This window comes from Mesorhizobium sp. M0106 (genome assembly GCF_040322715.1).
Lineage (GTDB): Bacteria > Pseudomonadota > Alphaproteobacteria > Rhizobiales > Rhizobiaceae > Mesorhizobium.
Genome location: NZ_JAMYUA010000026.1, coordinates 45,823 through 58,788, shown reverse-complemented (window position 1 = coordinate 58,788; position 12,966 = coordinate 45,823). Strand labels below are relative to the sequence as shown.

The 12,966-nt window shown below is 63.0% G+C and carries 17 protein-coding genes; 8 read left to right on the top strand and 9 right to left on the bottom strand.

Annotated elements, in window-relative coordinates:
• The first annotated feature begins 10 nt into the window (after nucleotides 1-10).
• Together NKJ55_RS23170 and NKJ55_RS23165 are read left to right on the top strand one after the other, a co-directional pair.
• Nucleotides 11-817, top strand: a complete 807-nt coding sequence (locus NKJ55_RS23170) for an undecaprenyl-diphosphate phosphatase (protein WP_023678969.1) — start codon at nucleotides 11-13, stop codon at nucleotides 815-817.
• Nucleotides 818-911: 94 nt separating this feature from the next.
• Nucleotides 912-2,162, top strand: a complete 1,251-nt coding sequence (locus tag NKJ55_RS23165; RefSeq protein WP_352451881.1) for a flavin-containing monooxygenase — start codon at nucleotides 912-914, stop codon at nucleotides 2,160-2,162.
• 307 nt (nucleotides 2,163-2,469) lie between these two features.
• On the opposite strand, the gene NKJ55_RS23160 is transcribed toward NKJ55_RS23165, so the two are convergent.
• From NKJ55_RS23160 to rsmI, 4 genes are all read right to left on the bottom strand, one after another.
• Nucleotides 2,470-2,706: a metallothionein gene (locus tag NKJ55_RS23160; RefSeq protein ID WP_254817997.1), complete on the bottom strand. Its 237-nt coding sequence runs from the start codon at nucleotides 2,704-2,706 to the stop codon at nucleotides 2,470-2,472.
• 83 nt (nucleotides 2,707-2,789) lie between these two features.
• Nucleotides 2,790-3,746 carry a complex I NDUFA9 subunit family protein gene (locus tag NKJ55_RS23155; RefSeq protein WP_352451880.1) on the bottom strand — a complete coding sequence of 319 codons (957 nt, stop codon included), beginning with the start codon at nucleotides 3,744-3,746 and terminating at the stop codon, nucleotides 2,790-2,792.
• 204 nt (nucleotides 3,747-3,950) lie between these two features.
• Nucleotides 3,951-4,328, bottom strand: a complete 378-nt coding sequence (locus NKJ55_RS23150) for a YraN family protein (RefSeq protein WP_352451879.1) — start codon at nucleotides 4,326-4,328, stop codon at nucleotides 3,951-3,953.
• On the bottom strand, nucleotides 4,321-5,247 hold the full coding sequence (gene rsmI / locus NKJ55_RS23145) for a 16S rRNA (cytidine(1402)-2'-O)-methyltransferase (RefSeq protein WP_352451878.1): 927 nt from the start codon (nucleotides 5,245-5,247) through the stop codon (nucleotides 4,321-4,323). Before rsmI ends, NKJ55_RS23150 begins: the two co-directional genes overlap by 8 nt.
• A gap of 176 nt (nucleotides 5,248-5,423) precedes the next feature.
• On the opposite strand from rsmI, the gene NKJ55_RS23140 reads away from it, so the two are divergent.
• Together NKJ55_RS23140 and NKJ55_RS23135 are read left to right on the top strand one after the other, a co-directional pair.
• Nucleotides 5,424-5,609 (top strand): hypothetical protein, encoded by a 186-nt coding sequence (locus NKJ55_RS23140; protein ID WP_023678975.1) that lies wholly within the window; start codon nucleotides 5,424-5,426, stop codon nucleotides 5,607-5,609.
• Between the two features lie 7 nt (nucleotides 5,610-5,616).
• A complete protein-coding gene (locus NKJ55_RS23135) occupies nucleotides 5,617-5,802 on the top strand; it encodes a hypothetical protein (RefSeq protein WP_023678976.1) in 186 nt (61 codons plus the stop codon).
• 70 nt (nucleotides 5,803-5,872) lie between these two features.
• On the opposite strand, the gene NKJ55_RS23130 is transcribed toward NKJ55_RS23135, so the two are convergent.
• From NKJ55_RS23130 to rph, 5 genes are read right to left on the bottom strand one after another with little or no spacing between them, the layout of a single operon-like run.
• Entirely contained in the window at nucleotides 5,873-6,196 is a 324-nt protein-coding gene (locus tag NKJ55_RS23130; protein WP_023678977.1) for a low molecular weight protein tyrosine phosphatase family protein, read from the bottom strand.
• Between the two features lie 4 nt (nucleotides 6,197-6,200).
• Nucleotides 6,201-7,364 carry a radical SAM family heme chaperone HemW gene (gene hemW / locus NKJ55_RS23125; protein ID WP_352451877.1) on the bottom strand — a complete coding sequence of 388 codons (1,164 nt, stop codon included), beginning with the start codon at nucleotides 7,362-7,364 and terminating at the stop codon, nucleotides 6,201-6,203.
• Nucleotides 7,361-8,023, bottom strand: a complete 663-nt coding sequence (gene rdgB / locus NKJ55_RS23120) for an RdgB/HAM1 family non-canonical purine NTP pyrophosphatase (RefSeq protein ID WP_352451876.1) — start codon at nucleotides 8,021-8,023, stop codon at nucleotides 7,361-7,363. Before rdgB ends, hemW begins: the two co-directional genes overlap by 4 nt.
• Nucleotides 8,023-8,433, bottom strand: coding sequence for a VOC family protein (locus NKJ55_RS23115; protein WP_023678980.1), 411 nt, complete (start codon nucleotides 8,431-8,433; stop codon nucleotides 8,023-8,025). The genes rdgB and NKJ55_RS23115 overlap by 1 nt, the downstream gene beginning before the upstream one ends.
• A gap of 32 nt (nucleotides 8,434-8,465) precedes the next feature.
• Nucleotides 8,466-9,182 carry a ribonuclease PH gene (gene rph, locus NKJ55_RS23110; RefSeq protein WP_352451875.1) on the bottom strand — a complete coding sequence of 239 codons (717 nt, stop codon included), beginning with the start codon at nucleotides 9,180-9,182 and terminating at the stop codon, nucleotides 8,466-8,468.
• Nucleotides 9,183-9,328: 146 nt separating this feature from the next.
• Here rph and hrcA point away from each other — a divergent pair, with 146 nt between their 5' ends.
• From hrcA to NKJ55_RS23090, 4 genes are all read left to right on the top strand, one after another.
• Nucleotides 9,329-10,441: a heat-inducible transcriptional repressor HrcA gene (gene hrcA / locus NKJ55_RS23105; protein ID WP_036239090.1), complete on the top strand. Its 1,113-nt coding sequence runs from the start codon at nucleotides 9,329-9,331 to the stop codon at nucleotides 10,439-10,441.
• 36 nt (nucleotides 10,442-10,477) lie between these two features.
• Nucleotides 10,478-10,675 (top strand): hypothetical protein, encoded by a 198-nt coding sequence (locus NKJ55_RS23100; protein ID WP_352451874.1) that lies wholly within the window; start codon nucleotides 10,478-10,480, stop codon nucleotides 10,673-10,675.
• Nucleotides 10,676-10,774: 99 nt separating this feature from the next.
• Complete coding sequence (locus tag NKJ55_RS23095; protein ID WP_352451873.1) at nucleotides 10,775-12,130, top strand: PQQ-dependent sugar dehydrogenase; 1,356 nt, start codon at nucleotides 10,775-10,777, stop codon at nucleotides 12,128-12,130.
• Between the two features lie 87 nt (nucleotides 12,131-12,217).
• Entirely contained in the window at nucleotides 12,218-12,835 is a 618-nt protein-coding gene (locus NKJ55_RS23090) for a LysE family translocator (RefSeq protein WP_352451872.1), read from the top strand.
• Nucleotides 12,836-12,966: the final 131 nt, after the last annotated feature.

Sequence of the window (12,966 nt, the reverse complement as noted above, 5' to 3'; positions counted from 1 at the left end):
CGAGGTTGCCATGGAAAGCCAGACCGTCGTCGAAGCGCTGCTGCTCGGCCTGCTCGAGGGCCTGACCGAGTTCATTCCGGTATCGTCGACCGGTCACATCCTTCTTGCCGGCCATTTCCTCGGCTTTCATTCGACCGGCAAGGCCTTCGAGATCCTGATCCAGCTCGGCGCCATATTGGCGATCCTCAGCGTTTATTTCCGCCGTCTCTGGAAGATGCTGCTCGAGCTGCCCTACGATCGGCTGACGCGGCATTTCGTCCTTGGCATTCTCATCGCATTCCTGCCGGCGGCCATTATCGGCGCGCTGGCGCATGACTTCATCAAGACGGTGCTGTTCGAATCGCCGCGGCTGATCTGCATCATGCTGATCATCGGCGGTGTCATCCTGCTGCTAGTCGATCGCATGAAGCCGAAGCCGTATTACCACGATGTCGAGCGGTTTCCGACTAGGCTTTATCTGCAGATCGGGCTGTTTCAGTGCTTGTCGCTAATCCCCGGCACGTCGCGCTCGGGCTCGACCATCGTCGGCGCGCTGCTGCTCGGCGTCGACAAACGGGCGGCGGCGGAATTCTCTTTCTTCCTTGCCATCCCGACGATGGTCGGCGCCTTCGCCTTCGACCTGTTCAAGAACCGCAATGTGCTGAGCAGCGCCGACCTGCCCATCATCGCCGTCGGTTTCGTCGCCGCCTTCGTCACGGCATTGATCGTCGTGCGCTTCCTGCTCGACTACGTCTCGCGCCACGGCTATGCGCTGTTCGGCTGGTGGCGGCTGGTCGTCGGCATCGTCGGGCTGGCGGGGCTGGCAATCTGGGGGTGAGCCGGCGCGGATAGCGCAATCCCAGCCGGAACTCTATTCTTGCCCGAAGCCGAGCCATACGATGTTGTGGACGTATGGTTGGCAGGGGGAATGCATGAGCGAAGTTCTTGACGCCCTCGTTATTGGCGCCGGTCCGGCGGGACTCGGCGTCAGTTACTTCTTGAAACGGCAGGACCGCGACCACCGCGTGCTCGATCGAGGCCGGATCGGCGAGACGTGGCGAACGCAGCGGTGGAACTCGTTTCGACTGAATTCGCCGACCATTCGCTCCATCTTACCCGGTGATTCCTACGAGGGGCCCGAGCCGTGGGGCGCGATAACCCACCACGAATTTGTCGCGTATCTCGAAGGCTATGCCGAGCGGCACCGCCTGCCGGTAAGCACCCAAACTCCGGTGCAAGAGCTGACGAGAGACGACGGGATCTTTCGCATCACCACGACGGACGGGGCATTTCTGGCGCGCAACGTGGTGATCGCCACCGGCGACCAGAATCGGCAGGTCCGGCCAGCAGGGTCGGCGGATTTGCCAACCGCAATTGGCCAAGTCGATTCCTCGGCTTATCGCAACCCGGCCGAGTTCGAGAGTGGCGCGGTGCTGGTGGTCGGCAGCGGCCAGTCGGGCGGCCAGATCGCCGAGGATCTGGCGTTGGCAGGACGTGTGGTCTTTTTGGCGACCAGCCGCAACGGCCGTTGGGTGCGGCGCTACCGCGGGGGCAACATACTTAAATGGCTGACGCTGTCCGGTTTTCTCGACGTTCCGCGCAAGGAACTCGTCCTCCCCTCCGGCAAGCTGCAGGCCCGCGCGCTGGTCGGCGCGACCCATACGATCAGCCTGCAATCGCTGAGCGCGCAGGGCGTGGTGCTGCTCGGCCGCTTCAGGGGTGTGGAGAACGGCAACCTCGTCTTCGGCGACGAGCTCGACGACCATATGCGATTTGCCGACGAAGTCTCCGCGAATGCCAAGCGCCTGGTCGACGGGTACATTGAGCGCGCCGGCCTCGATGCGCCACTGGCCGAGGATGATCCGGCCGAGACGGTTGACCCGCGCTTGCCCGATCCTCCGATCCGCTCCCTCGACTGGACGGCAAGCGGCATCAGATCAGTGATCTGGTGCACGGGCTTCACCGGCGATTTCTCATGGGTCCGGCTCCCCGGCGCGCTCGATGCAGCCGGCCAGCCCGTCCACGAGGACGGCGTCAGCGCTATTCCAGGTCTCTTTTTCGCCGGCCTCGATTTCGGATCGACGCGGAAGTCGGGCACCATACCGGCCATTCCAGAGGAGGCGGCCGCCGTCGTGGAGCGACTTGTCCAAGCGGGAGCCGACTTGCCACGGAACGGCGTCTAAACGAGCCGTCGAACGCGGGTTCTTGAACGTGCAAGAACATGACAGCTCTGGCGCGATCAAGACGACGCACGCTGCCTTTTGTCGAAGCGCACCGACAATTTTCCGTAGTCCATTGGTGCGACAGCCAGAAATCGCGGGCACCTTCGATACGGGGCTCCGATTCGCGGCCGACTGCATCCATTGCCTCCATCAGCGTGCGGCGGCCTTGACCTCGGCTGGTCGTCGTCGTGCTGACAGCACTGGCCATATGGGATGAGCCGGCGCAGTCGTTCGGAATGGTCGACCTGGAGACGCCAAAGGAGGTGCGTCAAGGCGCACGATCGGTCAGCGCGCTCGCGCCTTCCTCCGCGGCGCAATGTGCGCAGCAGTAGATGATGTCATCCTGTTCGACGCCATGTCCGATGATCCGGCATCCGCAATGCGGACACGTCGGAGCAAGTTTCTGGACCGCGCATTCGAAGCTGTCGAACGTGTAGGTCTCGTCGGCCATCGTCACGTTGAAAGCCTTGTCGTAGTCATTCCCGCATTGATCGCATCTGGCCATAGTTCTTTTCCTTCTTTCACTGGCTTCAAGCTCGACCAACCTGTCGCGCGGCGATAGGTTCCCGCCAGGATCAGGGGGCCGTCCTAAGCCGGAGACGAGAGCGAGCCTACGCGACGGCGCTGTTCGATCACGCGGATCACCTCGTCAATATCCCGCGGCTCGATGTCGAGTTCCTTCAGGCCAGGCGCGTCGATTGCTGCCACATTGTCCTGACGCATAAGATCGATCTGGTTGCGCGTTATGGGGGCAGCCGGGAGGAGTTCCGCGACGCCAGCCAAGGCGTTCCATACCGCAAACGGCACCGGCATCAGCTTGACGTGCGTATCGAGCTGTCGGGCGATCTCCCGAAGCAGTTCCTTATAGGTATAGATACGCGGGCCACCGAATTCGAATATGGATGAACCCTGGGTTCGCCCGTCGATCAGCCGGCTCACTGCTTCTGCGACGTCTGCCACATAGACCGGCTGAAGCCGTGTGCCACCATCGCCGAACAGCGGATAGACCGGCAGGAGGCGTATCATCCTCACAATGGTCGTGAGGAAAGCGTCGTCAGGTCCTGTCATGACGGCGGGACGCACAATGAAAGCGCCGGGAAATGCGCTTTCCACGGCACCTTCTCCGCGCCCACGCGCCCTTATGTAATTCGAATCCGATTGAGGATCGGAGCCGATCCCTGAAATCTGGACGAACTGGTCGATCGCGCGGTCGCGCGACGCGGCAGCGAGATCGGCCGCGGCTTTCACATGCACGCGTTCAAAGGTCTGGACGCCGTGCTCGACGTAAAGACTGACAGCATTCACGACCGCCTGTGATCCGGTAATGGCCGACCCGATCGAGGACGCATCCAAAATATCCGCCTCGACTGCTTCGGGCATCCTTGTAATCGAGGAAAAGACCAGGGGCACGCGAGCCGGATGGCGAGATGCGGCGCGCACCGTGAAACCTCTTTCCAGGAGCCGCTTCACGATCCTGCGCCCGAGAAAACCAGTTCCGCCGAACACGGTGACGATCCGTTCCGGGTTGAGATCGTCGGGATCCATTTGCCTCGCCATCCCTTTGTCCTCGCATAGCTGCCACGAGGACTGCCCTGGCCGGCATTTGAACCAGCCCGTCGAACATCAGGACGATTGAGGAACAACGCAGGAACGCTTTTGTTCCAGTCAGCGCTGGGCGGATGCTTGACAGATCGGCAAACCATGATCTGAACCGCAGGCGCAGCAAAACGGCCCCACTTCGAGAATGGCCTAGTTTCGCCCGTAAAACACATTCTCGACATGCACCGGCCAGCGCCACGGCAGTACCGCCACCATGTCGAAGCGCACCGATAATTTTCCGTAGTCGGATTGGCGCGACAGCCAGAAATCGGCGGCGCCTTCGATGCGGCGCTCCGATTCACGGCCGACTGCTTCCATTGCCTCCATCAGCGTGCGGCGCGCCTTGACCTCGACGATCAGCACCAGATCGCCGCGCCGCGCGATCAGGTCTATTTCGCCGAACCTGGTGCGGTGGCGGCGGGCCAGAATCCGGTAGCCTTTCAGCATCAGCGCCGCCGCCGCCAGCCATTCGCCGTGATGGCCGCGCCGGTAGGCCTTTTGCCGGCTGGCGCTCGGCCGTTCAGCCATCGCCGTCTCCGCCGGCCCCGTCTCTTCCGGCATTCTTGAGGTCGAGCAGCCGACGATAGAGCGCCTGCTTCTGGCCACCCGTCATCTTGGCGGCTTCCGCCGCTGCCTTGGAGGCCGGCATCTCGGCGGCGAGCGAAAGCAGCAGCCGGTCGATGTCGGCCGGTTCATCAGCGACCGCATCGGCCGGACCGACGCAGATGACGATTTCGCCTTTCGGCGTGTCGGCTGCCGCGTAGTGGCTGGCAAGCGACTGCAAGGTGCCGGTCCGCATTTCCTCGAAGGTCTTGGTCAGCTCGCGGCCGATCGCCGCCTTGCGGGCACCGCCCAGCACCTCGACCATGGCACTGAGCGTCTCGGCCAGCCGGCGCGGCGATTCGAAGAAGATCAACGTTGCCGGCACCGCCTTCAGCGCTTCCAGCCGCGTCAGCCGCTGCCCGGTCTTCACCGGCAGGAAGCCGGCAAACAGAAACGCGTCCGAGGGCAGGCCGGATGCCGTCAAAGCGGCAAGTGCCGCTGATGGGCCGGGGATCGGCACGACACGAATGCCGCGTTCCAGCGCCTCACCGACCAGCCGGTAGCCGGGGTCGGAGATGAGCGGCGTCCCGGCATCCGAGATCAGCGCTACGCTTTGGCCGGCCAGCAGCGCCGCGATCAGCTTCGGTCCGGCCTCGCCGGCATTGTGCTCGTGGTAGGCGGTGGTGCGGCGGCGGATGCCGTAGCGGTCGAGCAGCACGCGGCTGACACGTGTGTCCTCGCAAGCGACGATATCGGCGGCGGCGAGCGTTTCCAGCGCGCGCAACGTGATGTCGGCGAGATTGCCGATAGGCGTCGCCACCAGGTAGAGCGCCGGCTCGAGCGGCCGGGCGGCGATTTCGGTCAGCCCGACCACATAACTGCGTTTGGCCGATTCGCCGGTCACCTGCACAACTCCGTTCGACCCTGTTTGGCACGGCTCACGCTTGGTTGCAAAAGCCTGGGTTGCAAAGGCCCTGGTTCCAAAAGGGATGCCGACGTGAACCAGCCGCCATGCCTTCGCCATAGTAGGGAACGAAACCGTTGCCGGCGAATTTTACACCTGATCTCGGGAGGAGCAGGATGAACAGCCTGACGATACAGGACGTTTTCGAACCCTACTATGCCGGCCGCAAACGCTTCGCCGCGCCATGCGACAAGAGCCTGCCTGCCGAAGCCGCAGATGGCAGAGCCAAGAAGCCGCTTGCACGCCAGCGATCGGCAGAGAGCAAGCCCGCAAACGAAACCGACCGCACGATGGAGCACTGACCGGACGATGCCCAATCGCTTCGACATTTTCATCACCCGCCTTGAAACAAAAAGCGCCCGCGATGGCGCAGCGTCACATTCCACAGACGACCAGCACCATGCCTCACGCGACAAAAGCGAGATCAAGCCGGCCCGTTCCGGAGAGACCAGCGAAAAAGATCGCGCCAAACACCGCCACAAGCACGAGGCTTGACCCCGCAAACCTTAGCGATCGGTCGAGACAGTTCTCGAAGCGCGGTTGCGAATGCTCCGCGATGTATCATTCAACCCAGATACTTCGAGACACGCGCCTCCAGCAGGCCCACCAGAGCCGGGTCCATGAATGCATAGTCGTCGGGAATATCGAGGCAGATTACTCGAGCCTTTTTCAGGCTTGTCTTGAATTTCTGCTGCAGTTTGGCGCGGTGCGTTTTTTCCATCACGAAGATGATGTCGGCCCAGGCGACGAGTTCATGCGTCAACGGAATGTCGGCATCGTGATTAGTGCCGGCCGAAGCGACCTCGATGTCCCGCCGCTTGGAAAACACCTGCTCCGCCGTCGGGCTGCGCAAGCGATTCTGGCTGCAGATGAAGAGAACGTTCTTCAACGTGCTATCTGGCCAAATCCGCCACGACCGCATCGAGCACGATCATGCCGGCCGGCGTGGCGCGCAGGCGGGCATTGCCGATCGGCGCCACCAGGCCTTCGTCCTGCAGCACCGACAGCCGTGCCGTCGACAGGCCACGCCCTGAAAATGCCTCGTAGCGGGAAAGGTCGATGCCCTCCGCCAGCCTCAGCCCCATCAGCAGGAACTCGTCGGCCTCTTCCGACCGCGTCAGGACCTCGCCGCCGGTAACGCCATGACCCTTGGCCTCGACCAGATTGGCCCAGGTCTCCGGCATTTTCTCGGCGATCGTCACCACGCGGCGGCCATTTTCGACGAACCGGCCATGCGCGCCGGGACCGACGCCGACATATTCGCCATAACGCCAGTAGGTGAGATTGTGCCGGCTTTCGGCGCCGGGCCTGGCGTGGTTGGAAATCTCGTAGGCCGGCAGTCCGCGCGCGGTGGTGATCTCCTGCGTTAACGCGTAGAGATCGGCGGCAAGCTCATTGTCTGGAATGATGAATTTCCTTGCCGCATGCAGTGCATGGAACGGCGTGCCTTCCTCGATGGTCAGCTGATAGAGCGACAGATGGTCTGCGGCGTGGCCGATCGCCTGCTCGAGCTCCGCCTGCCACGCTTCCGGCGTCTGACCGGGCCGCGCGTAGATCAGGTCGAACGACAGCCGTGGGAAAATCTCGCGCGCTAGGCCGATCGCATGCAGGGCCTCATCGACATTGTGCAAACGGCCGAGGAAGCGCAGATCCTTGTCGTTCAGCGCCTGCACGCCAAGCGATACCCGGTTGACGCCGGCCGCGCGATAGCCGCGAAAGCGCTCGGCCTCGACGGAGGAGGGATTGGCCTCCAGTGTCACCTCGATGCCGTCAGGCACCGTCCAGTTCTTCGCCACTGCATCCAGCACCGCCGCCACGGTCTGCGGTTTCATCAGCGATGGCGTGCCGCCGCCAAGAAAGATACTGGTCACCTCGCGCGGCCCGGTGCGGCCGCGCATCGTCGCCAGCTCGGTCTCGAAAGCGCGGGCAAAACGCTCTTGGTCGACCGGCTGGTGGCGGACATGGCTGTTGAAGTCGCAATACGGGCATTTGGCCGCGCAGAACGGCCAGTGGACGTAGACGCCGAAACCAGGCCTGCGGTCGAGCAGCATGGTCATACGGCGGCCAATCGGGCTTGCGCGAATTTCTGGAAGGCGCGGGCACGGTGCGACAATGCGGTTGGCTGGCCGGGCTTCCAGCCATGCTTTTCCTTCGCGCTCATCTCGCCGAAGGTCTTTTCGAACCCGTTGGGCAAGAACACCGGATCGTAGCCGAAGCCGAGCTCGCCGCGTGGCGGCCATACCAGCGTGCCCTCGACCTCACCGCGAAAATATTCCGCCTGGCCATCGGGAAAGGCCAGGCAGATGACCGCGACAAAGCGGCCCTTGCGCTGGGCAGGCGTGATCGCGCCAACTTCTTGCAAGGCCACTTCCGTGCGCTGCATGGCCATGCCGAAGTCGCGGGAGCCGTCCGGCGTCTCGGCCCAGTTGGCGGTGTAGACGCCGGGTGCGCCGTCGAGCGCATCGACACACAGGCCGGAATCGTCCGACAGCGCCGGCAATCCAGTGGCCTTGGCGGCGGCCAAGGCTTTTATGAGGGCGTTCTGCTCGAAAGTGGTGCCGGTCTCGTCTGGCTCCGGCAAGCCGTATTCCTTTGCGGACTTCGCTTCTATGCCGAATGGCGCCATCAGATCGGCGAATTCCCGCAATTTACCGATGTTATGGCTGGCGACGACGATCTTATGCCCGTCAAGCGAATGAACAGTTGGCGAATGCATCAGATGCCCCAGATTCTTGGCTCGGCGAATTCGATCGAATTGCCCGACGGGTCGCGAATATAGATCGAGCGGCCGCCCTGCGGCCATTCGAACTCGCTTTCGATGGCGATTTTCTTCGCCTCAAGATGCGCTTTCCAGCGTGGGATTTCATCCGCGCTTGCGGCGAAGCAAAGATGGCCCTGGCCGACCGCGCCATGCGGCGGTACTTTGAGCTTGGCGTCGGCCGGCGGCGGCACTTTGGTCGCCTCGGCATTGAACATAAGCAGCACGCTGTCGCCGCAGCGGAAGAAGAGATGCCTGCCATCGACCTTGCCGAGCAGATCGAGCCCGAGCACGCCCGAATAGAACCGTTCCGCGGCAGCAAGGTCCGTCACGTAGAGTGCTGATTCCAGGATTGCAGAAGGAGTCACAGGATCGCCAATCTCATCAATATTGACCGCAGCTAAGCCACCGCCATTTGCTGCAAGCTGACCAGGCGCTGAATACCTTTCTTGGCGAGCCCCATCAGCGCCGCGAACTGCTCTTCCGAGAACGGCTCGCCCTCGGCCGTGCCTTGGATCTCGACGATGCCGCCCTTGCCGGTCATGACGAAATTGGCGTCGGTGCCGGCCGAGGAATCCTCGATATAGTCGAGGTCGATGACCGGCTGGCCATCATGGATGCCGCAGGAGATCGCCGCAACGTGATCCTTCAGCACCTTGCCCAGGCTCGCCATCTGGCGGGTTTCCATCCAGCGCAGGCAGTCGTAGAGCGCCACCCAGCCGCCGGTGATCGAAGCGGTGCGCGTGCCGCCGTCGGCCTGGATCACGTCGCAGTCGACGGTGATCTGCTGCTCGCCGAGCGCCTGCAGATCGACCACGGCGCGCAGGGAGCGGCCGATCAGCCGCTGGATTTCCAGCGTGCGGCCGCCTTGTTTGCCGGCCGAAGCCTCGCGGCGCATGCGCTCGCCGGTCGAACGCGGCAGCATGCCGTATTCCGCCGTCACCCAGCCCTTGCCGGAGTTGCGCAGCCAGCCCGGCACCTTTTCCTCCAGGCTGGCCGTACACAGCACATGCGTGTCGCCGAACTTCACCAGGCACGAGCCTTCCGCATGCTTGGAGACGCCGCGCTCGAAGGAGATGGGGCGCATTTCGTCGAATTGGCGTTTGGAAGGGCGCATTCAGGCTTCTTTCTTTCTTCGGAATCTTGGCCGGGGAATCTTGGCCGGCTTGTAGCCGCACGGGGCGTGAGGCGCAAAGGAAAATGGACCGGTTGCGCCGACACCGCGGAAGTCTATATCTTCGGGGCGGAGGTTTTTGGCTCGAAATGACAAAGGCAGTCGATCCCGGTTTGCAGTCGCACGTGCTCCCGTCGCACGCGCTGCAATCGCCCGCGCTTCAATCGCTCGACATGCGTTCGCGCGACATCTTCCGGCGCATCGTCGATTCCTATTTGAGGGATGGCGAGCCGGTCGGTTCGCGCAGCCTGTCGCGCATCCTGCCGTCGTCGCTGTCGCCGGCCACCATCCGCAACGTGATGAGCGACCTTGAGCATCTCGGCCTGATCTATGCGCCGCACATTTCGGCTGGCCGGCTGCCGACTCAGGCAGGCCTGCGCTTCTTCGTCGATGCTTTCATGGAACTTGGTGACCTCTCCGACGAGGAGCGCCGCACCATCGAGGCCCAGGTGCGCGCCTCCGGCTCGGGCGCGACGCTGGAGCATATGCTGACCGAGGCCAGCCAGATGCTGTCCGGCATGTCGCGCGGCGCCGGCCTCGTGCTCGCCGCCAAGAATGAGGTGGCGCTTAAGCACATCGAATTCATCCAGCTCGAGCCGACCAAGGCGCTGGCCGTGCTGGTCTCGCAGAACGGCGACGTCGAAAATCGCGTCATCGATCTGCCCGCCGGCATCACCATCTCGCAATTGCACGAAGCCTCCAACTTCCTCAACGCCCATATCCGCGGTCGCACCCTGGCCGAGGCGCGGGTCGAGATCGCCCGCATCAAGGAAGAGACCAGGGCAGCCCTCGACACGCTGTCGCAGGATCTGGTCGAGAAGGGCCTGGCGGTCTGGGCAGGCGCTGAAAGCGGCGTGCCTGGGCGGCTTATCGTGCGCGGCCGCGCCAATCTCCTGGAAAACGTCACTGCCCAGGCCGACATAGAATTGCTGCGGCATCTGTTTGAGGATCTGGAGACGCAGGATGGGCTGATCCAGCTTCTCGACCTCGCCGAGGCAGGCCCAGGCGTGCGCATATTCATCGGTTCGGAAAACAAGCTGTTTTCGCTGTCTGGCTCCTCGCTGGTGGTGGCACCCTATCGCGACAAGGACGCGCGCGTCGTCGGTGCGCTCGGCGTCATCGGGCCGACGCGGCTGAATTATGCGCGCATAGTACCGATGGTCGACTATACCGCGCAGCTGATTTCGCGCATGCTGAGCTAGGAGCCGCCGCGGGCCTGCCGCAAGGAGGAGAAAAGAATGGCGCTGGAATCGTTCAAGGCCCAGATCGGTCTGCTGCTCGAAGAAATGATCAACCAGCCAGAGGATCAGCACGAGGTGCAAGAGCAATTGCGCGAGAAGCTGCAAGAGATGCGGGCGATGGGTTTGCCGCTGCCGGCCGATCTGGTCGCGCTGGAAAAGCGCCTCGACGACGACTTTTACGCCTCTGGCAACTGAACGGGTTCGGCTTCAAATCCTCGTGTGCTGGACGGCCGCTTGGAACGATCAATACCTGATGCCGTTTGCCCTGTTCGAGGCGAATCCCGGAGGACGTTGATGATCCGATCTGGCGGCTTTGCGGCCGTTGCCGCTGCCCTCCTTGTTGCGACACCGGCAGCCGCCCAGCAGGCGGACCAGAATGTGCTCAAAGGCGAAGCCGCGTTTGGCGATTGGCAAGCCGACAGGCCTGGCGTCCGACGCCTGATTGGGCCGCGAGACATGCCGGCAGCCGACCCCGCCCAATCCGCTTCGAACGGCGCCGGCGTGGCGGAACGGCCCGAAAGCGCCAAGCCAGAATTGCCGTCGGGCTTTTCGGCTGAAATGATCGCATCCGGCATCGTCAATCCACGTGTCGTGCGCGTCGCTCCGAATGGCGACCTGCTTGTTGCCAACAGCCATGCCGACCAAATACGCGTCTATCGTCTCGCCGAGGGCAGCGCCAAGCCCATCGAGAAAGCGATCTTCGCCAAGGGGCTCAATTATCCCTACGGCATCGCCTTCTATCCGCCAGGAGACAAACCGCAATGGGTCTATGTCGCGAACAGCGACAGCATCGTCCGCTTCCCCTATCGCGATGGCGACTTGAAGACATCCGGAAAACCAGAAACCATTGTCGCCCAAATCCCGTCGGGTGGTCACACGACCCGCGACATCGCCTTCTCGCAGGACGGCAAAACGCTTTATTTGTCGGTTGGCTCCGCCTCGAACGTCGCCGAGGATATAGGCAAGGAGCCGGATAGCGGCCTCGACGCCTGGGCCAAATCAAAGCCGCTCGGGGCGGCCTGGGGCTCCGAGGACGGCCGTGCCGATGTGCTCGCCTTTGACCCGGATGGGAAAAATCCCCGAACTGTCGCCACCGGCCTGCGCAACTGTACGGGCATGACCGTGCAGCCCGCCACCGGCGCATTGTGGTGCGTCGTCAATGAGCGCGACGAGCTCGGCGACAATGTGCCGTTCGAATTTGCAACAGCGGTCAAGGACGGCGGATTCTATGGCTGGCCTTGGTACTACATCGGCAATAACGAGGATCCGCGCCATCAGGGCGAGCGGCCAGACCTCGCCGGCAAGGCCACTGTCCCCGATGTATTGATGCAGGCGCATTCGGCGCCGATGAATATAGCCTTCTACGACGGCAAGAACTTCCCGGCGGATTATCAGGGTGACGCCTTCGTCGCCATGCATGGTTCGTGGAACCGTGGCGCCAGGACCGGCTACAAGGTGGTAAGGCTCAAATTCAGGGATGGCAAGCCGACCGGCGAATATGAGGACTTCATGACCGGCTTCGTCATCTCGAACGACGCCGTCTGGGGCCGCCCGGTCGGTGTCGCGATGGCCAAGGACGGCTCGCTGATCGTCACCGAGGACGGTAATGGCACCATCTGGCGCGTTACCTACGAAGACGGCCGCTCCTGAACGGCGGTGTCGCCTGCTGCGCTGGCGCAATCGAATCCGGGCCGAGGGAATTCACCCAACTTCAACATTGTGCGACAAGCGCGAATCATGACACTCACCGGGTTTCTCGCCTATAGCGCCGCCCTCGGCATCGCCGCGGCCATCCCCGGCCCCGGCGTCACCGCGCTCGTTGCGCGTGCGCTGGGTTCCGGCTTCCGCTCGTCGCTGGCCATGTCGTTCGGGCTGATGCTCGGCGACCTGACCTATCTCACTGCCGTGGTGCTCGGCCTGGCTTTCGTCGCACAAACTTTCGGCATGGTCTTCCTGGCGATCAAATGGCTGGGTGTCGCCTACCTCGCCTTTCTTGGCTGGCGTTTCTGGACGAGCGGCATCACGCCGGAGACGGTGGAGGCGAAGAAAGGCAAGGGCGGCTTGGCATCCAGCTTTGTAGCCGGCCTCGCCGTCACGCTCGGCAATCCGAAGACGATGATCTTCTATCTTGCCATCACCCCGACCATCGTCGATCTGAAGACGATCACGCTGGCCGATTACGGCATCCTCGTCGCGCTCACCATCGTCGTCCTGCTCGTGGTGCTGGTGCCCTATCTGGCGCTGGCGGCCAAGGCGCGCTGGTTCCTGAAGTCGCCGCGGGCGCTGAGGGTACTCAACCGCACCGCCGCGGGCTTCATGGTCGGTGCGGCGGCGGCAATTGCCGCCCGCCAATAGATCTCTTTCGCCAATCCGCCCAAGGATTGCCACGCCTTGCAAGGGCGGGGGTACTCAGCACGAACTTCACTCGGATATTTTTCGGTCGACAGCCTATCTTGCGCGGCGGATGGCTCTATCCTAGGCCCCGC